27 protein-coding genes are annotated in these 25861 nt (G+C 34.9%); 6 read left to right on the top strand and 21 right to left on the bottom strand.

Annotated elements, in window-relative coordinates; translation table 11 throughout:
- Positions 1–24: 24 nt before the first annotated feature.
- Positions 25–2028, bottom strand: a complete 2004-nt coding sequence (ppk1, locus tag LA20249_RS08745) for a polyphosphate kinase 1 (RefSeq protein ID WP_057738017.1) — start codon at positions 2026–2028, stop codon at positions 25–27.
- A 7-nt stretch (positions 2029–2035) separates the two neighbouring features.
- Complete coding sequence (locus LA20249_RS08740) at positions 2036–3409, bottom strand: DUF2252 domain-containing protein (protein WP_057738019.1); 1374 nt, start codon at positions 3407–3409, stop codon at positions 2036–2038.
- 303 nt (positions 3410–3712) lie between these two features.
- On the opposite strand from LA20249_RS08740, the gene LA20249_RS08735 reads away from it, so the two are divergent.
- Positions 3713–4117 carry a MerR family transcriptional regulator gene (locus LA20249_RS08735; protein WP_057738021.1) on the top strand — a complete coding sequence of 135 codons (405 nt, stop codon included), beginning with the start codon at positions 3713–3715 and terminating at the stop codon, positions 4115–4117.
- 59 nt (positions 4118–4176) lie between these two features.
- Here LA20249_RS08735 and LA20249_RS08730 read toward each other — a convergent pair whose 3' ends face one another.
- The 4 genes from LA20249_RS08730 to LA20249_RS08715 form a co-directional block, all read right to left on the bottom strand.
- The gene (locus tag LA20249_RS08730) at positions 4177–5019 is read right to left on the bottom strand and encodes a DNA/RNA non-specific endonuclease (protein ID WP_057738023.1); all 843 of its coding nucleotides are present in this window, start codon (positions 5017–5019) and stop codon (positions 4177–4179) included.
- Positions 5019–5723 (bottom strand): sunset domain-containing protein, encoded by a 705-nt coding sequence (locus LA20249_RS08725; protein ID WP_057738025.1) that lies wholly within the window; start codon positions 5721–5723, stop codon positions 5019–5021. The genes LA20249_RS08730 and LA20249_RS08725 overlap by 1 nt, the downstream gene beginning before the upstream one ends.
- A 131-nt stretch (positions 5724–5854) precedes the next feature.
- Entirely contained in the window at positions 5855–6301 is a 447-nt protein-coding gene (locus LA20249_RS08720; protein WP_057738027.1) for a flavodoxin domain-containing protein, read from the bottom strand.
- A 5-nt stretch (positions 6302–6306) separates the two neighbouring features.
- Entirely contained in the window at positions 6307–6927 is a 621-nt protein-coding gene (locus tag LA20249_RS08715) for an NAD(P)-dependent oxidoreductase (protein WP_057738029.1), read from the bottom strand.
- A gap of 109 nt (positions 6928–7036) precedes the next feature.
- On the opposite strand from LA20249_RS08715, the gene LA20249_RS08710 reads away from it, so the two are divergent.
- The 3 genes from LA20249_RS08710 (at position 7037) to LA20249_RS08700 (ending at position 10347) form a co-directional block, all read left to right on the top strand.
- Positions 7037–7687, top strand: a complete 651-nt coding sequence (locus tag LA20249_RS08710; protein ID WP_057738032.1) for a histidine phosphatase family protein — start codon at positions 7037–7039, stop codon at positions 7685–7687.
- A gap of 38 nt (positions 7688–7725) precedes the next feature.
- Positions 7726–8385, top strand: coding sequence for a histidine phosphatase family protein (locus LA20249_RS08705; RefSeq protein WP_057738034.1), 660 nt, complete (start codon positions 7726–7728; stop codon positions 8383–8385).
- Positions 8386–8652: 267 nt separating this feature from the next.
- The gene (locus LA20249_RS08700) at positions 8653–10347 is read left to right on the top strand and encodes a hypothetical protein (RefSeq protein ID WP_057738036.1); all 1695 of its coding nucleotides are present in this window, start codon (positions 8653–8655) and stop codon (positions 10345–10347) included.
- Positions 10348–10461: 114 nt separating this feature from the next.
- Here LA20249_RS08700 and LA20249_RS08695 read toward each other — a convergent pair whose 3' ends face one another.
- From LA20249_RS08695 to LA20249_RS08645, 11 genes are all read right to left on the bottom strand, one after another.
- Positions 10462–10914 carry a hypothetical protein gene (locus LA20249_RS08695; protein WP_057738038.1) on the bottom strand — a complete coding sequence of 151 codons (453 nt, stop codon included), beginning with the start codon at positions 10912–10914 and terminating at the stop codon, positions 10462–10464.
- An 8-nt stretch (positions 10915–10922) separates the two neighbouring features.
- Positions 10923–12074: an ABC transporter permease gene (locus LA20249_RS08690; RefSeq protein WP_057738040.1), complete on the bottom strand. Its 1152-nt coding sequence runs from the start codon at positions 12072–12074 to the stop codon at positions 10923–10925.
- A complete protein-coding gene (locus LA20249_RS08685) occupies positions 12067–12744 on the bottom strand; it encodes an ABC transporter ATP-binding protein (protein ID WP_057738042.1) in 678 nt (225 codons plus the stop codon). The genes LA20249_RS08690 and LA20249_RS08685 overlap by 8 nt, the downstream gene beginning before the upstream one ends.
- A gap of 12 nt (positions 12745–12756) precedes the next feature.
- The gene (locus LA20249_RS08680) at positions 12757–13668 is read right to left on the bottom strand and encodes an efflux RND transporter periplasmic adaptor subunit (RefSeq protein WP_057738044.1); all 912 of its coding nucleotides are present in this window, start codon (positions 13666–13668) and stop codon (positions 12757–12759) included.
- A 197-nt stretch (positions 13669–13865) separates the two neighbouring features.
- The gene (nhaC, locus tag LA20249_RS08675) at positions 13866–15281 is read right to left on the bottom strand and encodes a Na+/H+ antiporter NhaC (protein ID WP_057738046.1); all 1416 of its coding nucleotides are present in this window, start codon (positions 15279–15281) and stop codon (positions 13866–13868) included.
- A 394-nt stretch (positions 15282–15675) separates the two neighbouring features.
- Positions 15676–16329, bottom strand: coding sequence for an amino acid ABC transporter permease (locus LA20249_RS08670; protein ID WP_057738048.1), 654 nt, complete (start codon positions 16327–16329; stop codon positions 15676–15678).
- A 12-nt stretch (positions 16330–16341) separates the two neighbouring features.
- The gene (locus LA20249_RS08665) at positions 16342–16980 is read right to left on the bottom strand and encodes an amino acid ABC transporter permease (RefSeq protein WP_057738050.1); all 639 of its coding nucleotides are present in this window, start codon (positions 16978–16980) and stop codon (positions 16342–16344) included.
- Positions 16973–17803: a transporter substrate-binding domain-containing protein gene (locus tag LA20249_RS08660; RefSeq protein ID WP_057738052.1), complete on the bottom strand. Its 831-nt coding sequence runs from the start codon at positions 17801–17803 to the stop codon at positions 16973–16975. The genes LA20249_RS08665 and LA20249_RS08660 overlap by 8 nt, the downstream gene beginning before the upstream one ends.
- Positions 17804–17817: 14 nt before the next feature.
- Positions 17818–18555 carry an amino acid ABC transporter ATP-binding protein gene (locus tag LA20249_RS08655; protein WP_057738054.1) on the bottom strand — a complete coding sequence of 246 codons (738 nt, stop codon included), beginning with the start codon at positions 18553–18555 and terminating at the stop codon, positions 17818–17820.
- Between the two features lie 417 nt (positions 18556–18972).
- A complete protein-coding gene (locus tag LA20249_RS08650) occupies positions 18973–20763 on the bottom strand; it encodes an FtsX-like permease family protein (protein WP_057738056.1) in 1791 nt (596 codons plus the stop codon).
- A gap of 10 nt (positions 20764–20773) precedes the next feature.
- Complete coding sequence (locus LA20249_RS08645) at positions 20774–21526, bottom strand: ABC transporter ATP-binding protein (protein WP_057738058.1); 753 nt, start codon at positions 21524–21526, stop codon at positions 20774–20776.
- 275 nt (positions 21527–21801) lie between these two features.
- Here LA20249_RS08645 and LA20249_RS08640 point away from each other — a divergent pair, with 275 nt between their 5' ends.
- Entirely contained in the window at positions 21802–22746 is a 945-nt protein-coding gene (locus LA20249_RS08640) for a DHH family phosphoesterase (RefSeq protein WP_057738061.1), read from the top strand.
- A gap of 131 nt (positions 22747–22877) precedes the next feature.
- Here LA20249_RS08640 and LA20249_RS08635 read toward each other — a convergent pair whose 3' ends face one another.
- The 4 genes from LA20249_RS08635 to LA20249_RS08620 form a co-directional block, all read right to left on the bottom strand.
- On the bottom strand, positions 22878–23765 hold the full coding sequence (locus LA20249_RS08635; protein WP_158294593.1) for a helix-turn-helix domain-containing protein: 888 nt from the start codon (positions 23763–23765) through the stop codon (positions 22878–22880).
- A 47-nt stretch (positions 23766–23812) separates the two neighbouring features.
- Entirely contained in the window at positions 23813–24403 is a 591-nt protein-coding gene (locus LA20249_RS08630) for a hypothetical protein (protein ID WP_146983830.1), read from the bottom strand.
- 134 nt (positions 24404–24537) lie between these two features.
- Complete coding sequence (locus LA20249_RS08625; protein ID WP_057738068.1) at positions 24538–24726, bottom strand: hypothetical protein; 189 nt, start codon at positions 24724–24726, stop codon at positions 24538–24540.
- A gap of 43 nt (positions 24727–24769) precedes the next feature.
- Positions 24770–24958, bottom strand: a complete 189-nt coding sequence (locus LA20249_RS08620; protein ID WP_057738070.1) for a hypothetical protein — start codon at positions 24956–24958, stop codon at positions 24770–24772.
- A gap of 228 nt (positions 24959–25186) precedes the next feature.
- Between LA20249_RS08620 and LA20249_RS08615 the strand changes: the two genes are divergently transcribed.
- Positions 25187–25777 carry a hypothetical protein gene (locus tag LA20249_RS08615; RefSeq protein ID WP_057738072.1) on the top strand — a complete coding sequence of 197 codons (591 nt, stop codon included), beginning with the start codon at positions 25187–25189 and terminating at the stop codon, positions 25775–25777.
- Positions 25778–25861: the final 84 nt, after the last annotated feature.

The following is a 25861-nucleotide window of genomic DNA, read 5'->3' as shown; positions in this document are numbered from 1 at the left end:
TTCTATATAAATAAATCCCTAAAATTAATTTGTTTCAATGTATTTTCTCCACTTCAGCCGACTCAACCAAGTCTGTTGTGCAGAAATACCATTTTCTTCTTCTTCCTTATCGTAATCGCCATCAGAATCTAGCCAATAAGAATTCTCAGTATCCTTCAAGAATACTTTAATAATCTTAGTCAATTTCAACTTAGCTTTATCTTCAACAATTGGAACAGCGATTTCGACACGACGCTCTAGGTTTCTAGTCATCATATCAGCTGAGGAAATCCAAACATCTGTGTGATCATTACCATATTGAAATTTAAAAATACGACTGTGCTCCAATAATTCCCCAACAATACTCTTAACGCGAATATCCTCTTTGGAACCACAAATTCCTATCTTCAATGAACAAGGTCCTCTAACAATCATTCTAAATGGTAGGCCTTGCTTAGCAGCAGTGTAAATTGCGCTGATAATATCAACATCGGTCAACCCATTGACCTTCATAAAGACACTGCCCTGACCATCGCGTAAGTAAGCTGCAGTAGCCTCTTTGATATTGCTAATGATCATGTCCTTGATTCCATCAGGTGAAGTAACTAACAGGTTGTAATCCTCTTTAGTTCCATTGACCAAATGATCAAAGAATTTCGTAGCATCATCAACGTAAATCTGATTGCTTGTAAAATAACTTAGATCGGAAAAAGCATTAGCTGTAATAGCATTATAATTACCCGTTCCGATTTGAACATACCCTCTATTATCGCCATGTAGTACTAAACAAATCTTTGAATGCACTTTATTAACTTTATCGCCAAGTAAAACTCTTACGCCCGCATCTTTTAAAACCTTTGCGACTTGAATATTATGCACCTCATCAAATCTAGCACGTAATTCCACTATGGCTGTGACTTTAATACCTTTACTTGCAGCTTCTTTTAAAAGTCTCAGCAAATCAGAATTTTTCTCTGTTCGATAAATTGTAATAAAAATCTTCGTCGTTTTTGGATCATTGACGGCCATTTCTAAGTAATTGATGAAAACACTAAAAGAATCATAAGGATACTGCACCAAAATAGGAGAATTATTCAAGTATTGCAGAATATTCTTCGATGGATTCCACTTCAAAGCCTTGAATGGAGCAAAAACCAAATCAGAATGATTTTTGTAACGTTTGAAAAGTGTATTCAAAAATCTAATATCAACTGGTCCAGGAATTTTATAAACGCTTTTCTTACTAATATCGAATAATTTTGTAAAGTAATTCCGACCACGTTTCTCTTCATCGCCTGCAAATTCAACTCGCATAATCTTACGAAGTTCTCGCGTATCAACGTAGTTGATCATTTTATTGAGATATTCTTCGTCTGACATATTTTTATCAAGAAAATCATACGGCTTATTTTGATCATAAGTAACTCGAAAAACATAAGTCTTAGAGACCTTATACTTTCTCATTAATTCAGTCGAAACATTCTTAATTAAATCTTCAATCAAAATATAATGATTATCAACGCCGGTCTCAATCAAACGGCCCAAATCCTCCGGAACTGGACAAGTATAAATATGATGTGGCGTTTCCATTAAGAAGTTCAAATTATGACGGTACTTGTATACCTTTGAGAATCGTTGCATATCAAGTCGTGGCAAAATTTTCTTACTATAGAACTTTTTAACGTACTTCTTTTCGGAATCGGACAATTCTTTATATTTCAAAATATAGAAAAGATCCCGTTTTCTGGCGTCTTTCATTGATGAATCATACTTTTTATATTGCTTAGCAATATTTCGAGCATTGAATTCGTAGACTAAATCAAGTACTTCATCCCCGGTTAAATCAGTTCGTTTCTCAGTTTTGTTATTAGTTACCATGCTGTCGATATTGTGCATTCTAACTCTAAAAAACTCATCTAAATTATTTGAAGCAATGGATAAAAAGCGTAGTCTTTCCAAAAGAGGCACATCGCTGTTATAAGCCTGATCAATCACTCGATTATCAAATAGAATCCAACTTAAATCCCTATTATAATATTTTCGTTTCATTTAAAAACTACCCTTCATCTTTCAAATCCTTCTTGAATGATTCAAAGTCGTACTCCACTTGCTGAGCGTAACTATTAGTGAAGTTCATCAGCGAATTAGCTATATCTGAATATTCAGCACCAAACCCTATAATCAATGGATAATTAGGTGAGTGGGAGTGGGCTCTAGCAAGTAAGATAACACAAACCTTTGTATAATCCTTGAAAGATTCAAAATCTAATTTATCTAAATTAATAGACGATTTCATATCCTTAAATTGACGCATGTAAAAACTATACTGTTCAGTATCAAATGCTCCTAGAAATGGATCAGATGCACTTTGCAAAATTAGTTGACTATTAACAATATTTTGACCTTGACTGATTTTATCGTCAAAATACAATTCATCATTGTTATAAATAGGAAGTGCTTGCTTTGCCTGTAAAACTAAGTAGTTACTATCCAAATCTCGTAGAAGAATCAAATAGCAAAGCGTACCAACACTACCGACTCCAACACTATGACGAACAATATCAATAATTTTAAAGTCCTCTAAGAATAGTCTAACATCGCTACGTTGGTTTTTCTTGTATTTTTCGTATCCTTTAGACACACTTTGGTAATCTTTTTTACTAATATGTTGCGTAACTGGCTTATTCTCCACAAAGAGGCGTTCACCATCGTCATTGACTTCAGTATATTTCTCAATTACCAAATTAGAGTTGCTTCTTTGAGCCTTTTTGATACTCTTAGCAATCATACTATTGAAAGAATCCTGAAAATATTCTTCATTATCTTTAAGCTTTCCAAATATCTCCGTAATATTTTGAAGCGTGTTAGGGAGAATAAATCGTTTCATCTCTGAAATCTTAGTCATGTGCTTTAAGGTGTCAAAATAAGTATCTACTACCGTCAATAAGTACTCTTGCACATCGGTTTCATCAAAATTATGTGATCTGGCTACAAGCAAAGCGCTAACTAACAAGCGTTTCAAGTCATATTCCCAATGACCCAAGTGGGCTTCATCAAAGTCATTCATATCAAATAACAATTGTCCCTCAGAAGAGCCGTAGAAGCCAAAATTACCTAAATGAGCATCCCCACCCACTAGAACTTTGATACCACTATTTTCGTTGCGTGACAGATCGTAGTGCATTACATCAACGGTCCCACGAAAGAAAGCAAAAACTGACTTAGACATTCTTTCCTTTTTAACGGCCAATAGTTCTGGCACCAATAATTTATTTTTAATATTTAGAATTTTATGTATTTTTCTTTTCTTCGGTTTAAATGTATCAAACGAATCTGACACCGCCGTCGCAAAAAAGCGTCCCTTTATAATTAAGCGTTCAGTACTTTTGAATGCATCCGTATCCTGAAAAGTATATGGTGTATTAATCATGCGTTCATCACCTCAATTTGTATTATACAATAGCTAAGCGCGATAACTATTGAGTTTCAGTACTTTTTTCAAAAAATATTATATTAGCCAAATATATTTCTTAAGCATAGTTTAACTTTTACTGTAAAAAAAACATATTCATATAATTTCTAATATTTTTTTATCTTGCACGATTAAATTTATGAAACTATGAATAAATTGTATTTTTTTTGATACTTTAACAAAAAAAATTATCCATATTGTCTTTTTTCAACTTCTATTAAAAAAAGCTGTCATCATAGAGTTGAACAAGGATGTGATCATATGCTTAAAATTTCTGAAGCTAGCAAAAAAGTTGATTTACCTGTGGCAACAATTCGCTATTATGCAGAATTAAATATGATACCTTCTTTAAAGAGAAATATTGACAATCAACGTATGTTTGATGACGAAGCTATCTGTTGGCTAAAAGGAATTAAATTTTTCCGTGAATTGGGCATGCCACTTTCCGAAATCAGAGAATACATCGTTTTATGCCAAACGCCTGGCAAAGCTTCCTTACTTAAGCGTCATGTACTTCTGATCAAGCAAGAACAACAGGCTGAATTAAACGTCATCAATGCTCAAAAGAATTTAGACGAATTGAACCGCAGAATCAAACTGGAAAATAGTATCATCAAGGGACATAAACGTGATAGCTTGAGTGCCGCTCGAAGATTTAATCAATGAAACCTCAAAATGGCATCTATTGAAATTCACTTCAATAGATGCCATTTTGATTATTAATTTTATCCGACTTGGCTAGTTCCGTCTGCGTAATTTAGAGTGACACCAGATTCGACGTTAAAAATATAAACATTGAAACTGACTGAATTGTCACCTATAGATTGTGCTTCCATTTGTACACCGCGTGGCAATAGTTCGTCACCCCTAAAAATTGGTGTAACTCGATATCTAATGAAATGGGAACGGCTTTGTTTCAAATAATAAGCAACGTCCATCTCGTGAGCTAACATTTCTGGACTATTCAATGAACGTGTTCCTGTCATCAAATTCTTAGGATTATTATTTTGTCCAGTTAGCTGATACCCAATCAAATGACTACGATTATATAGCCACCCACTGCCATTGATACGTTTGTTATGCCATCCAGTTGGATTCCAATGAAGTGGCTCACGTTTGGCACTAGGCATTAGTGATACATTCAACAAAGCATTGGCTGCTGTAACTCGATTAAGATTATCCAAATTGCCATATTCTTGCCAAGCTCCTTTGTCAGTGCTTAAATCAGCTTGTGAAAAATTAGGCTTATTGTTATTAACGACAATCTCTTGCGTACCGTTATAATCCAAATTAGCTAGATCGGAAGTATTAGCCGTACTTTGGGTTGTTTTATCGTTATGCTGATCAATAAAATTTTGATCATCAGTAATTTCTTTTTGAAGATCAACAATACTCTGTTTTAATTTCTTATTTTTTGAAACTAATTTTTTAGTTTTCTTTTGATAGGAATAGTTCTTTACTATTTCCGTTTTCGCACCATCATTCGAAGCCGCTTGACTCTGATTGGCGCAAGCTGTCGCTGTAGGTACTAAAGCTAATAAAACCATTAATTTGACTAATTTTTTCATTATACTTTGGACCTCCTATAGCCAGCATTGATAGCATCCTGTTCACTCTTAAAGTAAACTGCATTTGCCGAATTCATATTGTAACCTCTTTGTCCCGGAACATGATAAATATGACTACGAGAATTCCCAACAATTGTTCCCGCATCATCTGTATTCATATCGCCTTGCGATTGTCCCTGTGACGATTGTGCTTGTGAAGATTGTTCAGTTTGTTGCGATGCCTGTTGTTCTTGTTGTTCCTGTTGTTTTTGAGCCGCCTTAGCAACTTGTTGCTGCTTTTTTTCAGCTTGTTGTTCTTGGGCTTGTTGTTTTTCTTGAGCGACTTGTTCTTCGATCTTATCTCTTTGATCTTGAAGCTTATCCTCTTGCTTAGATAATTTTTTCTTTTTTGCAATTAATGCTAAATTTTCTTTTTTAGCAATATCGTACTTATCCTTACCAACATATTTAGTCTTTTTAACTACTTTTGGTGTTTTAGATTTTCTAGCTACCTTAGTTGTGTCACTAGAATTACTAGCATTCCTTGTTGCGTCATTGCCTCCAGTTGCACCAACTAATATAAATGAAACAACCATTACCGCCAAACTTATTAAAAATTTCTTGCGATAATTGTTGTTGCCACGACGATTTTTTATCCACTTAACAATATAAATAATCATCGCTATTAGCGATACGAACCAGACTAATAACATAAAATTACTCATCCCCTAGGTCCCCCTTATAATTAATATCTACTCCATCATATAAGAAAAGATAAGCGTTCACAAGACAATATAAAAAGAGCTATGATAATCATTTTTCATTATCATAACCCTTCTATTTTGAAACAGATTTATTAATCTTTATTCAAACTTTTTAAAACATAGTTACCTAATTGGTCGACTCTTTTGAAATCATCTTCATTGGGATCTTGATCAATTTTGACTGAATCAGACACTTGCTCACCATTACTCGAGTTTAGTCGCATAGTAAAGTAATCCACGGCCCGACCGAAATGGAGATGTTCCTTAGAGCTTGAACCTAGGACAGCAAACTTAGTTCTCTTTAGGTCAACATCTTCCAAATCATCGTAAAAATCTTTGGCTTCATCTGGCACTTCACCATCATTATAAGTATAAGTTTCAATTATAACGGCGTCATAGCTATCCAAATCGAAAGCATCTGTATCAATCATTTGTTCAAGCGTTACGTCAGCGTTATGTTCCTCTAAATAATCGGCTAAATGTTCGGCAATTTTTTTATTGCGACCAGTCATACTTATATAAGCTATCAAAATATTCATTTTTTCTACCATCTAACGCTAATGCGTTCCTTTTGATGTTTAGCATTAATGATTTCATCAACCATTGCAATGGCAAAATCAGCGTAACTGATCTCGCTTTTACCATCTTTGTCGAAAGTTAATTCTTCACCTGCTAAAACATACTTGCCCATTCTTGTTCCTTTAGCATCAAAAGCTGCCGCAGGACTAATGTAAGTCCAGTTGATTGAACTTTCACGTAATTTAACTAAGGCTTTGCCCATTTCTTCACTCAAAGGTTTAACCGTTTCTGGGAAATCAGCTCCTTGATACAACTGTTTTGTATGCTTGTCATCGACAAACAATGAGCCAGCTCCACCAACGACAAGTAATCTTGTTTGAGAATCCTTTAAGATTTCAATCAAATGCTCTGTTGAAGGTACGTACTCTTTCACATTTGGTCCAAAGAATCCTAAAGCATCTACTAGGACATCAAAATCTTTTACATCCTCAGTTTTTAAATTGTATACATCGCGCACTAAATACTTATCTGTTGGTGATTTTTTACTATCACGAACAATTGAGGTCACATCTAACCCACGACTCAAGGCCTCTTTGACAATCAAAGAACCCTCTTTACCATTCGCACCAATTACTGCAACTTTCATTTGATTACCTCCAAATAAACTAATTAACTTTACTTTACACAATTACAAGCAAAATTACTAAAAATGCGCTCTACTTATAGTAGAATGGGCGTACTAGGAGGCGCAATTTATGGCATATCAAATTTATTTAGTTAGACATGGAAGAACCTGGTACAACGAATACCAAAAAATGCAAGGCTGGTCTGATACTCCTTTGACTAATGAGGGTGTTGAGGTTGCCCAAAAAGCAGCGGAAGCTTTAAAGAATGTCGATTTCTCAGCTGCCCTTACTTCCGATATGAAACGTGCGGTTGATACTTGTCGCATTATAACTAGAAGAAATAAAAATCATTTAACTCCAAAGGAACTTTCAGAATTCAGAGAGCAATTCTATGGCTACTATGAAGGACGTGGGATTGATGAATCATGGTTCGTTATTGGAAAACCTCACCATGCCAAAAACTTTGCTGAAATCGTGAAAAACTACGGTTTTGATGCCACAATGGATTTTGTAAAAGATGCCGATCCTCTACACGATGCCGAAGATTCAACCGAATATTGGAATCGAATCGAACGTGGTTTTAAAAAGATCGATCGAATTGCTAAGGATGGCGACAAGATTCTTCTAGTAACACACAGCATTACTATTTTGGGCTTAGCTTATCGTTACAAAGCTGGGGATTTCGAACTAAATGATGTTCCAGCAAATGCTAGTTTGACATTAATGGAACGTGATAATGGCGTAAATCGTGTTACAAAATACAATCAATCTCTCTTTTAATGTAGTAGAATTAAACTACAAACTTTGAGGAGGAAACAATGGCTAAATACCAAATTTACATGATCCGTCACGGCAAAACTTGGTTTAATAAATACAACAAAATGCAAGGTTGGTCTGATACTCCCCTTGCACCCGAGGGACTAGAGGTAGCTAAAGTGGCTGCTAAAGCTTTAGGCGATGTTAAATTCGATGCGGCCTTTTCATCAGACGCCCGTCGAGCAATTGATACTTGCAAGTTAATAGTTGATAATAATGAAAATCGTGAAAATTTACATCCTAAGAAATTAATGGAATTTAGAGAACAATTCTATGGTTACTTTGAAGGAATGAATTCTTCTGAGGCCTGGTTCATCGTTGGTCAACCCCATGGAGAAAGAGACTTCAGCGGTATCCTTTCAAAGTATGGACTCGATGCTACTAGAGATTTCATGAAAGAAGCCGATCCATTCCATGACGCTGAAAATGCTGAGGAATATTGGACAAGAGTTGATCGTGGTTTCAAAAGGATTGATAAAGTTGCCAAAGATGGCGACAAGATTCTCTTAGTTACACATGGAACCACTATTCGTTCGATCACTGAACGTTTCGGTAATGGTAAATTTGACTTAACACAAAGTCCTAAAAACTCTAGTTTGACTTTATTAGAACGTGATAATGGCGTTAATACAGTCACTAAGTATAGCCAAGTATTAGAATAAATTGGATTATAAAAAGTGAGACAAGATATATTAACTTTCTACGGGAAGTTAGATATTTTGCCTCACTTTTTAAATTATATCTGTTCTAATTAAATGATTCGTTTTTTCAATAATAAACTTTTTATTACATAAAAAAATCATATATCCCATTGCATAGAGCGATTTTTCTTGTAGACGATTAAATTTATTCTAATCTTTTGCTATCAGTTTACAAAAAAATGATATAAACTGTTACTTAAGTTCACGATTCGAAAGGAGATCTCTAGTATGTCAAAGTCACCAAAAGCAACTGAATCTAAGGCGTTTTATCTTAACCCCGATCGATCAGTCGCAGTCATCAACTACAGCGAGGAATATATTCAAGATATTTTTCAACTCGTCAACAGCCAAGGTTTTTATAACTTAGTCGATGTATATCTACAGGAAAGCCAACTTGCCGTTACCAATAAGGTTGAAGCTCTAGATACTAAAGCCTATATTGATATTTTAAAAGCTATTTTAATTGATAATAAAGCTGGTTATGAAAAATATGGTAATGAACAAATTCTCAAAAGTATTGAGGAACTTTATTCATACTACCGTTCCTATTTCCGAGTTTCTCTAATCAACAAGCATAACAGTGCTATTGTTAAGGGCAACTTCATGAATTTTGATAATCATTTTAACGAAATCGTCATCCAAATGTATCGTTCAATTGAAGAAAAACTCCAGGGATTTACTAATAAGGCTTATCGTCAAGTGAATGCTGGAACTAATGCCTGTGTTCTAACACAATCAATCCAATGGAATACACCTCAAAAATATCAATCACTCGAAAGTATCCGTTTCTTAGATACCTTGATGTTACGTCCACCTATGATGATGCACACTAAGAGTAATAAGCGTGAAGGTGTCTTTAGCGAAGTCTTCGACAATCCGATTGACAAATTCGATGGTAATCAAAAAGATTGGTACTGCTTCCCTGCTAAAATTGGTGAAAGCTTAGCCTTTATCTACTTCCATCGTGATTATTTCGTCAGTGGAATTGCTCTAGCTAATCTCTTTGAAGTTGCCGACAAAGATAGTATCGCTGGTCAAAAGCCCGATGAAATCTTACTCTTTGGTTTAAACAAAACCAAAGGCGATGTTAGCCACTACTATCACGACACTGACAACAATATTTGGGTCGGTGAAGTACCTTATAACGATAAAACGACTTACTTTGGTTATATGAAGAAGATGTGTTTGACACTTCACAACTTGCACATGATCTATGAAAATCGTCTTCCTATTCATGGCTCTATGGTTAAGATCAGCTTTTCTAACGGTAAGACTAAATCAGTTGTCTTCTTCGGTGATTCCGGTGCTGGAAAATCTGAATCAATCGAAGCTTTACAAGAGATTGCTGACGACAAAATTATCAACATTGAAACCATCTTCGATGATATGGGTAGTTTTGCTTTCGATGATCAAGGCAATGTCTACGCACAAGGTACCGAGACTGGTGCTTTCGTCCGCTTGGACGATTTGAGCAGTTCTGTTGCTTTTAATAATATGGATCGTGGTATTTATCTAAATCCTGAATTGAAGAATGCTCGAGTTATTCTTCCAGCTAACACTTACAAACACGTTGTTGAACATCATTCGATTGATATGTGGGTCTATGCTAACAATTACGATGCAGAGATTGGCTTGCATCAATTCCCTAACGAAGAGAAAGCCAAGGCTACTTTTATCGCTGGTAAACGTAAAGCTCTTGGCACAACTGATGAAGTTGGCATGAGCACAACCTTCTTTGCTAATCCATTTGGACCAGTACAAGAAGAAGAGAAGACTCGCCCTATAATTGATAAAGTCTTTAATAAACTTTATCAAGATAATATCTATGTCGGTGAAATCTATACACATTTAGGTTATGACAAATCTAAAGCCAGTCTCCATGAATCGGCTAAAGAGTTACTTACAGAATTGATGAATAATTAATAATTTAGTTAAAGTATCAAAAAAGGCTAATTTGGCAATCAAAAATGATTGACGAATTGGCCTTTTTAGATGGAAATTTATCTCTTGTTCTATATTCGCTACTTATCAAGATTTTTAAACTAAGGTTAAAATAAATCCAATAACAGTTAGAACACTTATTTTAATCTTATCAGCTTGCGGCACATCCAAACTTTCCCAATTTAATAAACCTAAGCCACCGAATCCGATCGCTCCAACGATACCACTGACCCAGATATTAGTTTTACCTGCAATTAAGTACACAATTGTTCCTAACAATGCTACGAAAGCCAGACACAATGACATATTAACAAGCAAAGTAACTTTATAGTGATCATTATTCTTTAGCAATAAAGTATAGACCCAATAAAAAACACCAAACGCAATCAATGCTACTAAGGCAAAAATTCCTAATTTCAAATATCTCCCCATCTGTGGCATCTCCGCTACATTTTGATCTGCGACTAGCATTTTGATAATTGTCATAAATAGATAGATCAAGAAGATCCCTAGTACGGAAATTCGATCTAATTTATATAATTTTTTCATTTTTTCCCCTATTCTTCTTTCAATAGACCTACTAATTCGGATTTTGCAGCTTTATTTGATGGAATGAATCCAAACACTAATCCAACCGCAGTTGAAACTGACAACGATAAAATAATTGCATAGGTCGTTATAACGGCTTTGAATGGTAGAAATGCATTAATAACGGCTACTAATCCGTATCCTAAAGCAATTCCTATCAAGCCCCCAATAATACATAGAACAACACTTTCAATAAGAAATTGATTTCTTATATCGCTAGCAGTCGCCCCAAAGGCTCGTCGAATTCCAATTTCTTTACGGCGTTCTGACACCGTTATGTACATCACATTCATGACCCCAATACCAGCAATTAACAACGAGATTCCGGCAATGAATGCAATAAAGTAAGTAATACCATTTAAGATTTTGGTAAACTGTTTACTGATTTGATCAGGGTTAGAAACTGAATAGCGTCCAGTATCTTTTTGTTCACCCATTTTCTTCATCTTTTTTACTGCTTCTTTACCAATCCGCTTCTTACTAGCGTCTGGTTGAATATACATTTTAACTTCATCACGTGACAACTGGCTGGCAAATAATTGTTTAAAAATGCCTTTTGAAACATAGGCATCAGGACGATAAGTCATCCCATTTGCACTGTAGATTCCTTGAACTACAAAGATAGTTCCATCAACCGATATTAAACGATTGAGAGCATTTTTCTTAAACAATTTTTGGGCTAAGTCATGAGAAATATAAATTCCATTAGATGCATTATCCATCGTGAAATAGTTTCCCTTAATTAACTTCAGATGTTTCGGTTGCTTATTCAAACCTATCGAGACATGCTTGGTTTTGTATTGAACCTTAGCTCCAGCTTCAACGATACTGCTCGTTAGTTTGACCCGATTGACTCCAGGGATCTTTTCAAGGACCGCCGCATCGTTTGAAGTGAAACCACCGTCAGTATTGTAATCAGAAGTGGCTTCCCATTGAAGGATCACTTTGTTATGGGTGTTGTGATCTCCCATCCCTTTAGTAACCGTGTGTGCAAAACCATCTCCAATAGCTAAAATACAAATAACACTAGCAATACCAATAATAATTCCTAGCATCGTTAGAAAGTTTCGATTTTTATTTTTACCAATTGATTTTAAAGCGATCAAAATTTTTTCAGTCATGATTTTTCACGCTTTCCGCATCGCTATAAAGACGGCCATCACGAATATAAACTGTCCGCATAGCGTACTTTGCTACTTCGCTATCATGAGTAACCATAATGACGGTTGTTCCAGCTTGATTCAATTTAGTAAAGATATCCATGATCTCTTTACTAGTCTTCGAATCTAAGGCCCCTGTCGGCTCGTCTGCGATAATTAAATTAGGTCGATTAACAATTGCACGAGCAATAGCAACACGTTGCTGCTGACCACCAGATAACTCAGAAGGACGATTTCTTTCTTTGCCTGCTAATCCAACCTTATTGATTACGTCTTCAACTAGTGTCTGTTTATTGTGTTGTTCTTTTTTACTATAGACTAGTGGAATTTCAATATTTTCATACACACTATAAGTCGTTAATAATTTGAAATTCTGAAACACGAATCCTAATTGGTCCCCACGAATCTGTGATAACCGATTATCATTTACCTCTTTATAATTTTTCCCTTTTAACAAATACTCGCCGCTATAACTCTGATCCAATAATCCTAAAATGTTGATCAAAGTTGATTTACCAGAGCCAGAAGGTCCCATAATAGCTAAGAATTCACCATCAGCTACCTCTAAGTTAATATCTTCCAGTGCCGTGAATTTGCCATAAGCTTTGCCAATATTAGTAACTTTAAGCATTATTTCACCGCCTTACTTGATAACCAGCTTGTCGCCAGCCTTGATTCCATCGAGTACGTAATAGTTTTGACCTTTTTTAGTCATCGTTACGACACGTTTATACTTCTTATTATTTTTCAAAACATAAACAGTATCTTTTGACCAAACAGTATTTTCTGGAATTTTATAGCCATCTGACGCATTTTTAATTTGAACATGCATCCCGTATGGCAATTTTTCATCAGTTGCGACGCGGAAATGATAGTAAGAAACGTTCCGTGTGCTGTAAGGAATACTATCCTTTTGATCATAATTGCCAGAAATCTTTGTTCCATCATTCTTGACAACTGTGACATTTTCACCAACCTTAATTTTGTCCAAACTATATTCATTAACACTACCTTGAATAACTGGTGCCCCATAAATATAACTGTGACCTGTATCATCCTTATAATATGTTCCATTGATTGGAGCTAATACTTGGCGATTTTGCGTTTCATTCAATTTGGTTAATTTGGCTTGAGCCTCAGATAACATCTCTTGATTCTTACTTAATTCAATCTGGTCATCAGTCTTCTTCTCAGAAGAATTATATTCTTGAATGGCCAATTGTGCCTGATGAATTTCTGTATTGACGCTGTTGATGTCACTACTCATATTCTTATAAAAAGTAAATAACACTTGTCCTTTGGTAACTTTGTCACCGTTAGTAACTTGCGTTGCTACTAGACTTTCATCTTCTGATTTTGGTTCGTCACTAACAATTTTTTTGTCAGTCTCTTGTACGATTCCGTTAAAATAATTAGTACCATCATTTTGAACAGTATAAGTTTTATAATTATTTTCATTGTTATTATTCTTATAGCCTTTTCCAAGAACTAAAAAGAGAATAATCGCAATTAAAATAACATTAATACCCCAAATAGCTATTTTAATTTTTTTCATAATAATAATCTCCCTAAACATTTGTCTTTTTAAGCATAACAGTCCTAAGTTACGACTAAGTTGGCAAAGTGCCAATAATTAGGGTAAAAAATAAAAATAATTATAGGCTCACGTAGTTTTTTCGATTAAAGCAAATGGACCAAGGCAATCGTACTTTAATTGCCTTAGTCCATTTATTATGTTTCATTTTTGATATTTTAGGCTGTAACTACTTCGTCACTGCTCGCTGTTTTTTCTTCGGGTAATTTCTTCAAACCAATACCAGTGAAACCACTAATAATAGAAAGAATTGGTGATAGTAAGCTAAAGAAACAAAATGGCAAGAATGATAATGTTGGTACTCCTAATGTATTGGCAGCAAAAGCACTAGCAACACCCCATGGAACTAAGTAGTTAATTACAGTTCCACCATCTTCCAAGACTCGACTTAAAGCTAAATTGTCCAAACCACGTTTGTTGAAAGTCCCTTTGAATGCCTTACCGGGTAAAATAACTGATAAGTATTGTTCGCCGATAAAAATGTTAACTCCGATTCCGGATAGAATCGTTGCTGTCACAACTGATCCTGGTGTCTTTAATTTCTCAGCTAAAGGAGCCATCGCTGTTTGAATAACATTAAACTTCATTAATAGCCCACCTAAGGATAATGTTAGAAAAATCAATGAAACTGTACCCATCATTGAAGAGATTCCACCACGAGTCAATAATTGGTCAACACTGGCGTTTCCAGTCTTTGAAACAAAACCATTTTCAATAAATCCTGCAATATCTTTTACTGGTGTATTAGGTTTCTCAATGAAGATCATCCCAACTGTGACTGTAATATTTAAAAGCAAAGTGGCAATAGCTGGTACCTTTTTAACTGCACAGATAAACAATAAAGCAATAGGTAGAATTGACCACCATGAAATTACGAAATTATTATTTAAAGTATTTAAAGTTGTATCAATTTTTCCTAAATTAGCATTCGTACCACTATTTCCAATCACTGCATATAATGCTAATGAAATCAGAAAAGCGGGAATCGTAGTCCACATTAGATTTTTAATGTGAGCAAATAAATCATCTTCTGCAATGGCAGCGGCTAAGTTAGTTGAATCTGAAAGCGGTGAAGTTTTATCACCGAAAATTGCGCCAGAAATAATTGCACCAGCTACTAATGCTGGATTCATTCCTAAAGTTTGACCCATACCGAACAATGCAATCCCTAGGGTTGAAATGATTGTAAAGGCACTTCCGACTGAGGTTCCAATCAGTGCACAAACTAGGAAAACTGATGGGACAAACCAACGAATTGAAATCATATGAAAGCCAGCCACCATCATTGATGGAATAATACCAGCAGCAATCCAGGTACCGATCAAAGCTCCGATTAAGATAAAAATGAAAATAGGAACAATTCCATTTTTAACTCCATCAACAATTCCATCAGAGATTTCATCCCAATTACTTCCACGAACTTTGGCCCATAAAACTAATAAGCCGATAACGACTAAAACTGGTGTCTGTGGCGACAGACCAAATTTGATGACTCCAGTTCCTAAGATGATTAGCATCACAATCAGTATTGCAATGGCTTCTTTAAAGTTAATGCTCTTTTTACTCTTATTCATAATGAATCCTCCAATTTGTTTTTATTTAAAATCGAAGATCCAATATCGAGGATTGCCCCCACATGTGTTTATCATCATATCTCTTACCCCTTGGTAGAAAAAAAGTCCCTGCTGCATAAATGCAACAGGGACGATTTACCGTGGTACCACCCAGCTTGAGAAGTACTTCAAAAAAAGCACTTACTCCACTCTACGAGAAATAACGGCTCTCTTCTTCCGCTTGGAAATCCAAGTCATGTCTGGTATTTCATAACTGCACCCTGACCGATTCGCATCAACCACCGGCTTTCTTACACTCAGATACATTACTACTTGATTCAGACACTTATATTTGTTTATTTGATTGACACTCACTATAAACGGTTCTTTTTCATCTGTCAATAAATATTTTATTTTATGCCATTCTATGATCAATATATTTTGATAAGAGCGATAGCGCGTAACAGACTACGAAGTACATTATTGCCATCATCACGAAGACTGGAATAATGTAGTTTGGATTCTGTCCATAAACTACTTGACCATGTTGCATCAATTCTGGGACCACAATGATTGTTGCTAAAGACGTATCCTTGATCAGTGAAATGAATTGACTTACTAAAGCAGGAATCATTTTCTTATAAGCCTGAGGTAAAACGACATGCCACATAGCCTGAATAAAGTTCATTCCCATTGCTCTGGAAGCTTCCATCTGACCGATATCAACCGCTAAAATTCCGGAACGGATGATTTCAGCAATCATCATTGATTCAAAGACTGTCATCGCCATAATGGCTGCCGGAATTGTATCTGGTTTAAATCCAAATGCCGGTAATCCAAAGTAAACGAAGAAGATAATCAACAGCAATGGCAAGTTTCTAATAACGTCGATAATGATACCGATGATTTTTGATACGTAACGGATCTTTGAGTAACGAATAATTCCCAAGACTGACCCGATAATGAAACTTAATATCACCGATATAACGGAGATCAAGATTGTGATTTCTAACCCTTGGAGAAGAAATCGAATGTTGATCCATGAGTAAGCATTGACCCAATTTTGCATAATTTTCTCCTCCTAAGCTAATTTTCTTTCTAAATACTGCATGTAATAACTAATTGGTAACGTGATAACTAGGTAGAATATTCCGACGATGATATAGGTATTCACTGTATCAAACGTCTGCGAAGCGATAGCATTTCCTTGATACATCAAATCGAATCCTGCCACGAAAGCTAAGACTGACGAATTTTTAACTAAGTTAACGAATTGATTACCTAATGGTGGTATTACCAACTTGAATGCTTGTGGTAAAACGATATAACGCATCGCCTGCCAAAAAGTCATTCCTTGCGATCTGGCTGCTTCCATCTGTCCTATATCAACTGAGTTAATCCCGGCTCTAACTGTTTCAGCAATAAACGCCGAAGTATAAATCGTCAGACCAATCGTTCCCGCTGTGAATCCGTTGATTTTTACTACATACAATGGAATTACCAAGTAGAAAAACATTGTGATAACTAACAGTGGAATATTACGGAAGATTTCAACGTAAACATTTCCAACGATACGAGCAAATTTATTTGGAACTACTTCCAAGATGGCAACTAACGAACCAATGATCAAACTAAAGAATAGTGCCAAGATACTCGAAAGAATCGTCCAACCGAAGCCACTGATAAAGGCACTCCAGTTATTTGTCAAAAGATTAATCATGACGTAGCACCTCCTTGTAATTGAAGCCTGGAACATCGCCAAACCATTTCTTGATCAATTTATTGTACGTTCCATCTTTTACTAATTCATCTAAAGCTTTGTTGATAGATTTTCTAAAGTCTTTTTGTCCTTTATTAACACCAATCCCATAAGGCTCTGTTGTAAAAGCCTTACCTTGTAAGACATAACCGGGATTATTTACGGCCATTCCCGCTAAGATGACATTATCAGTCGTCAAAGCGTCTCCTTGGCCGGATTTTAAAGCCGTCAATGCTTGGGCATAATCAGGTAACTGTAGAACCTGTGCGTTAGGCGCATATTTTTTCACATTTTCAACTGAGTTTGAACCCACTACACCAATAATGGTTTTGTCGTTCAAATCTTGAACCTTTTTAATTGACGATCCTTTTTTAACCAAAATTGATTGTCCAGCATCAAAATATGACTGTGTGAAATCAATGGTTTTCTTTCGCTCAGGCGTTATGGTCATTGTAGCGATGATAGCATCAATGTTTCCATTCTTTAAAAGTGGAATTCTTGATTGTGACGTTACCGTAACGAACTTAGCTTTAGCATTCTTACCTAACATCTTTTTCGTAATCGCTTTGGCTAAATCAATTTCAAATCCCTTTTCCTGACCATCTTTAACATCGATCAGACCAATCAATTTGGTATCAGCTTTTACACCCCAAGTAATAGTTTTATCCTTCTTAACATTTTCGAGAACGTTCTGCTCTGAAAGCGGCTTCGCACCACAGCCAACTAGAGTCAGGACTAGGAACAGTGAGGTGATAATTAAAGTTAAATATTTTAAACGTTTCATCAGCCATTCCCCCTTTAGTGTTTGATGATCTTACTTAAGAACTGCTTAGCACGGTCATTCTTAGGTTGTTCGAAGAAAATATCTGTTGCTTCATCTTCTAGAATTTGACCTTCATCCATGAAAATTACTCGATTAGCTACTTCTTGGGCAAATCCCATTTCGTGAGTAACAATCAAAGAAGTCATATCGCTTTGACTAGTAACGTATTTGATAACTCCCAACACATCATCAATCATTTCTGGATCTAGCGCACTGGTTGGTTCGTCAAACAGCATACAACGAGGTTTCATAGCTAAAGATCTAGCAATTGCCACACGTTGCTTTTGTCCACCAGAAATCTGTGAGGGCATGTTATGTGCCTTATCAGCTAAGCCTACTCGATCTAATAAAGCCATTGCCGTCTTCTTGTTTTCTTCTTCGCTTAATTTCAAAACGATTCTTGGTGCCAACATAACATTTTCCAAAACATCTTTATTTGCATAGAGATTAAAATGCTGAAAAACCATCCCTACATCTTTTCTAATTAGATTGATATCAGTAGTTTTATCGGAAATATTGTGACCATTAACAATCAATTGACCTTCTTGAATTGTTTCTAGACCATTAACTGTTCGAGCTAGAGTACTTTTTCCTGATCCAGAGGGACCAACTAGTACAACTGTTTCCCCCTTATCAATCTTTAGGTTGATATCTTTCAATGCATGGAAGTTTCCATAATATTTTTGGACATCGCGGAATTCAATCATTGACATAATTTAGTTCCCCTTTCTTCATTTCTTAAATTTAATTTTTATTTATTAATAAAATTTTAATGTGTTTCCGCAGTTTTGACAACAAAAAACTTTTTGTGAAATCAATTTTAGCATATGATTTTATTAAGAAAAAACTTATAATCATTGTTAAATCGGCTTTTTAACACCTAAATTTTTAATAAAAAATAAATAAATATTTTTTTCTCAACAAACGATTTTCGACCCAAAATCGAAAAAAAGCACATCAATTTCCGAACGAAAATTGATGTGCTAAGAGATTTGTTGAGGATCTCGAAATTAGAGAATTGAATAAAAATGTCCAATCTCCATTATTAAGGGGGAATGCTTTCCTTTTCCAGAAAGCTGCGATCGAAAGGTCAATACCCGTCGATCGCAGTTCCCAGGAGGGAACTGGAACTATTTGAGAACAATTTTCTTGTAAAGATAACGAGTTAAGAAATAATAACCCAGATATAAAACCAAGAAAATTGCAAAAGGAATTTCAATATTTGTATATGGCTTATAAAGCAATTTAACGAACAATTGCAAACCTATCAAAACATGAATAATTCCAAGAATTGCTGGCACCGAGAATAAGACAGCAATCTCTTTATTGATTGCACTGCGGAGTACACTTTGTCTTGTACCAATCTTATAAAGCATGTTGTAACGCTTAACGTCACTATTAGCACCTGACAGAATTTTGAACATCAAACAGCTAGCTAACATTGCTAGAAAAGCAATTCCTAAGAAAAATCCCATGAACTCTAAACCTGAGAAGAAACCATTGACTAACGTATAGGAAGAGTACTTGTCGCCACCAGCTTGCTTAAGGGTCGCGTAACGCTGTGTTTCAGCTTTAGAAATTCTCTTAATAGTTGATAAATTATTCTTGAAGGAATTAGTTTTTACTAATACCGTGGTTGTCTCTTTGCCTTTAATAGCACTATATTGAGCGTCACTCACAAACTTAGTTGCAAGCATTCTAGATTCCGGTAAACGTGTATTCATCAATTCATAATTGGCACTTTCATTCTTAGCCGGATTAGATGAATGCTTGAGTTTAAAATACATTGTATTCATATTCATCTGTGCATAACCAAGCGGTTGCTTCTTAAATTCACTACTACGATAGTAAACAGTTTTTCCAGAAGTTTTATAATTATAAATATCTTTTTTCTCGATATTTAATTCTTTGATTCGTTTCTGTTGTGCCGAATTTGGATTAGTTACCTGAACATCGTAATAATTTTGACCATTTACAACGTTGTCAATTTGATTATTAAAGCCTAATCCTACGGTAATGGCACCTAAGGCTAAAGCAAACATGATGGAAACCATTGAAAGAATCTTCGTATAGTCATTAATTCTAAAACTCAACTGAGATAACGTAAAATTATTCAAGCCTTTTTGAGAATACTTAGTATTCTTCTTCAACATAACGATGATAGCCGTTATGAAAGAATTAATTGTGAAATACGTACCGCCGACAATTGTCACTAAAGCAATGGGAATTCCAATATAAATTGCGCCTGGATTATTTCCTGACAAGTACATTGAGAAATAACCAATGACAAGTAAAATTAAACCTAGAACTGCCTGAACAGATTTCATCACGCCGTTACGTTTGATTTTTACAGGCTGACTATCACGATTCAATAATGTTAAAACTTTACTACGACGCAAGGAAATTGAATTTCTAAAAGCGGAAAACATAAAGATAACGATGAAGAAAACTAGTGTCCATAAAAGAGCCGGTAAATAAAAACTATTGAAGTGTTTCACTTTCATATCTAAAGAATTGATCAAAAGACGACCAACAAAACTAGTGGCTAAAACACCAATAGCTGAACCGATAATTGTTGAAATAGCACCAATCGCGAAGGTTTCAACAAAGATCATTCGTGAGATTTTACTACTCTTAGCACCGAGCATCATAAACATCCCATATTCCTTTTGGCGCATACTTAAAAGAAAAGTATTGGCATAATTAATGTAGACAATTGTAATAATTGCCAATAAAACAATACCAAAGGCAAAAATAAAACTAGTCGCTGCGGCTGGAGAATTGGAACTTAGAAAAGCTTGATTAGTCGCTAGTGACATGAACATATAAAAGATTGCTGAGGCAATCATCAATCCAGAGAATAAAACCGTGTAATCGCGAATTCGATGTTTGATTCCACTTAAGGCTAATTTATTTAACATTTTTCCTCCCCTATTCTGTAAATGTTCCTAATGAATCTAAGATTTCTTGATAAAATTCAGCACGTGAATTATCTTCTTTTTTAAGTTCCTGACCAATTTCACCATCTTTGATGAACAAAATTCGATCACAGTAACTGGCCGAGAATGGATCGTGTGTGACTAAAAGAATTGAAACATTGTCGTCACGATTAATTTTCATTAGTGTATCTAACAACGCTCTAGCACTCTTAGAATCCAAAGCACCAGTAGGTTCGTCCCCAAAGACGATTGAAGGCTCATGAACCAAGGCACGAGCAGCGGCTACACGTTGCTTTTGACCACCTGACAACTCGGTTGGATAGTGATTGAGAATATCTGTCAAACCTAATTTTTCAGCAATACTCATTACCGCTGGCTTAATTTTTTTAACCGACACATTTTGTAACGCTAGTGGCAAAGCAATATTTTCATAGGCAGTTAAATTCTCTAACAAGTTGAAATCTTGGAAGATAAATCCAATCTTATTAGCTCGAAAATCAGCCATCTGATTATTGTTTAATTTAGTAATATCCTCACCAGCAATTTTCACCTGACCACTAGTCGGTGTATCTAATGTCGATAGAATATTCAAAAGTGTGGTTTTACCCGAACCTGATGCACCCATAATTCCTACGAATTCGCCAGGCTTAACATCGAAATTGACATCTGACAAAGCCTTAAATTGTTTTTCATCAGCTTTACCATAAATTTTTTCAACACTTTGTACCTCAACTATTTTTTGCACTTATTTTTCCCTCCATGAACATTTATTAACTGTAAATCTCTAATTGATGTCTCTATCATATCGGTTGAACCTTTTTTAGTCGTTCGATTCTTCTTACAATTCCTTACATTTTTGTAAGTCAGAGTTATTTGAAGTGATACAGTAATGCCAAGGACTTTTTTCATCTGTTTATTTAAAGGATAAATTTTTTAATTTTTTATTGACTTATCAGACTATTAAAGGTTAATTTGAAGTAAGTTTGTTTCATTAAATACGCTAATTTGAGGAGTAATCTTATGATTAATGACATTTTAAAAAAGATTGAACAATATAATACAATTGTTATTCTCAGACATCAGAATCCTGACCCTGATGCTATTGGCTCGCAAGCTGGATTGAGTGCCATTCTTCAAGAGGTTTTCCCTCAAAAGAAGTTCTATATTACTGGAACCGATCTTTCAGTTCTTGATTGGATTGGCAAAATGCAAGATATTCCTGATGAACTTTATAAGGATTCCTTAGTAATTGCCGTAGATACTGCCAATGCGAGACGTATCGACAATAATGGAGCCTACAAGAATGCTAAAGAGATTATAAAAATTGATCATCATCCTAATGTTGATCCTTTTGGTGATATTAATTGGGTCGACGCTTCCTTTTCAAGTTGTGCCGAAATGATTTTTTCATTTACTGAGGCAATCCAAGGTTTCCAATTAACTAAAACTATTGCTGAAAAACTTTACGCTGGAATCATCGGCGATACAGTCCGCTTCTTAAATGGCGAGACTAGTTACAGAACCTTATTGACTTCTGCTAAATTAGCTAAAACGGGAATCGATATTTCTAAAATTAGCTTGCAAGAAGATGAAATGTCTTTGCAAGTAGCCCATCTAGAAGCTTATATTTTAAATCATTTAAAGATTACCGATTCTGGCTTTGGCTATATTGTCATTCGAAAAGATATCTTAGAAGATTTCAATTTAGATGACGGTGAAATTGATCATGTCGTCCCATTGATTGGTCGTATCAACAAGGTTAACAATTGGATCGTTGTCAGCGAAAAAGATCTCAATCGGTTCCGCATCAACCTTCGTTCCAAATGTATTCCTATCAACGGTGTCGCCGAAGAATATGGTGGCGGTGGTCATCCTTTGGCCAGTGGAACCTATGTTGACAGTATCGATAAAGTTAAAGATTTGATCTCTGATATGGATAAATTAAACCAACAAAAACATCAATAAGATATAAATAGCGAACTTGAGACGTTAATTAAATGTGGAACATAACATGGCTTTCTCTCTTAAAACAAATAGGCCAAGGTAATCAATGTACGATTGCCTTAGCCTATTTGCCTTAACGCTCCAAATCTGAACTAATTAGACTGCATATGTTCCTGATCTCTTAATTTATAAAGTTTATGTGTCAAACTACTACCATCATCTTCACGAATCAATTTAGCAATTCCCTGTTTATCAACAAAAATAAGATTTTTTCGTTTAAAGAAACTAATAATAGTGTTTAATATTTTTCGCTCCTGACTGCTTTTCCAATAAAATTGATTAAGTTTTAAGGAAATCTTTTGTCCATCCGCAGTAGTCAAAAGAAAATCAAAATTCTCTATCATCGTACTGGCAATTATTGCACTACCACCACGAACCGTGACAGTTTTATTGGGATCATACTCATAAAGATTTACTGATATTTCAATACTTTTAATTTGTTTATAAGAAACAAATTTAGTTTTTCGAAGATTGAAAATACCCTGTAATGGAATCAAAAAATCATGTCCAAGTGAGCGTACTTCCCCATTATCAGCTGGATAAATAATACCTTTTTTATCTAAAGTCCAATAATCATAGTATCTCTTGAAATCATACGGTCCTATTTGTGTGATAAAAATGTAGGAAATTATTATCCCAAACACAATATTGAATATTATCGACATCACCGTAGAATTGAAGAAAAGCGTCTCTATTACTGTCCAAAGCGTCATCCCTAGAATTAATAACAATTGAGGGAATCTGCTTTTCGGTCTTCCATAAGCAAATGGGAAATGTAAATACGGCGCACCCGTGATCAACTCATCCAAAGAAATATTTAATAATCCACTCAATGATATTAAGTTATCAATACTGGGTAAATTTTCGCCAGTTTCCCACTTTGATATTGATTGCCGTGAAATATTTAACGCCTCTGCCAATTGCTCTTGCGACAATTGGTTTTTTTGTCGATATTTAACAATATTCTTCCCTAAGTTCACTTTCCCCCACATCCTCTTGTGACTCTTTACCCTAATTATAGCTATCTTTATATTAATTTGAGCTCATGATTTGTCTGATTGTTGATTTTAATTCCATTATCTTCAAATTGTTGAAATAACTGATCTAACTTTTTCAAAGTTGATTTCCTCTGATAAATTAAATCTCGTGCAACACTCAGAGTTACCGAAGTTCCGTCATTTAAATTAAAAGTGATATCAACTGGATTATTGACCATTGAAAGACTAGGTGAAATTACAGCTAAATATCCAGAATAAGGTATCGCCGTTGGGATATTTTTTGGCGCCACCAAATCACCTGCAATCGTTACTGTTGAAATTGAGGTAAAACCAATTCTCCTCAGATTTGTAGGAAAAGGCACCAACATAGCTTTTAATCGCTTCGAAATTTTTTTCAAATCACTATATTGGATGTAGTCTTCACTAGCTTCCCAATAATTGAATATGATTGGCAATGATCTCAAATAGTAGAATCCAAATATTATTGCGAAGACACCTAGAAAAGCAATAAGACCAACTAGTTTTGAAATCATTAAAAAAATCAATCCTACAAATAAAGAAATACCTAAGCTTATCAGCAATGGTCTATAATTAATTTTTTTACCAAATTTGATCATCATAATTTCCTTCTTTCTGTTTACAACTTAAGTATTAATATCATAACGGTAACAATGCACGCACTTATCAGTTGTCATACAAAAAAAGAGCACAATCAGCTCAACCAAGCTAGTTGCACTCCTAATTTATCGACAAACTATCGTAACAACGATCCTCCAACCATCAAGAATATAACGCCAATAACCAAACAGATCGTAACTCCAAAAAAAATATTTATCTTGGGGTTCTTAACGTGACGCCTAATATCTTGATACATCTTTTGAGCAATAGCTATTTGCCAAATTCCAATTAAAATTGCTAAAATACCTAAAACTTTTATACTCATAAGATTCAACTTCTTTCATTGATTCCATCATACTTCAAAAATCCTATGAAAAATAACTTGAAAAATTAAATAATGAACCAATGACCGCTATTACTCCAATGACAATAATTATCAAATGCATAATCCCTTTCACTGAACAGACATCTTCCAAGGGAAAACCAACTACAAATGATATTCCAACGACTCCTAGCCAAAAACATTTATTTTTATAAAATTTATTATTGAATTTCATTTTGTCTCTCCCTTCTGTTTAATTATTTTTATCTTACCTTATTTCATATTCTAAAAGATAGAAATTGCCTCAAGCGTAGCTTAAGCCATCATGAACGACTGAGATTAAAGATATTTTTTTATTTTGTATTACATAATACAATAAAGGTGTATATTTGAATTATATTAGTACCAAAGTTTTAGCTATAGATTCAGACGTTTCAAATTATTTTTGAGGGGAATGTTGATTATGTTGAAATTCGGTAAGAAAAGATCTTTTCGCCCATTGATTATTAGTTTAGTTTTGGGGTTATTTCTTGGTTTAGCTTTTAATGATATATTTTCACCTAGCATCGGTTTTATTTTTGGGGTATCGTTCTTTCTTTTAGTTTTTCTCGGTTATTATTGGCGCACATCAGCTATTCTTTTTAACTATTGGGAAGTCGATGACAAATCAATTCGTTATAAAGACATGTCTTTGAATAATTGTCTATTGATGATGACCATCCCATCGCTTATCGAACTCAAGTCCTTTTCTAAAGATTCAATCGAATCAATCACGATTCATGGAAATTTGGAAAATGTGAAGTCAGCTCCATTTGCCTTACTTTACAATGGCGCCTTAGGAATCTTTTCTGGTTCAGTCGCTATGGCACAGAATCAAGCTAGTCTTGCGGTCACTTTGAAGAACGGTCAAAAGATTAACTTAGATTTTTCTAGAGATTTAATTTATAACAAAAAAGAGACTCTCGAAAAGTTAGATAAGCTCTTCGACAGCCTCGATTCTAATGTTAAGATTTATAACAGGTCCAATAGCCACAGTCCTAAGCTTAGTTATTAGGCGTTATAACGCTATGCTCCAAAAAAGACATCCTACAATTACCGGATGCCTTTTTGATTTGAAATTGAAACGCTCATCACGTTG

The sequence above is a fragment of the Companilactobacillus alimentarius DSM 20249 genome (assembly GCF_002849895.1).
Taxonomy (GTDB): Bacteria; Bacillota; Bacilli; order Lactobacillales; family Lactobacillaceae; genus Companilactobacillus; species Companilactobacillus alimentarius.
The sequence above is the reverse complement of the archived record's forward strand: the minus strand, read 5'-3'. Positions and strand labels throughout refer to the sequence as shown.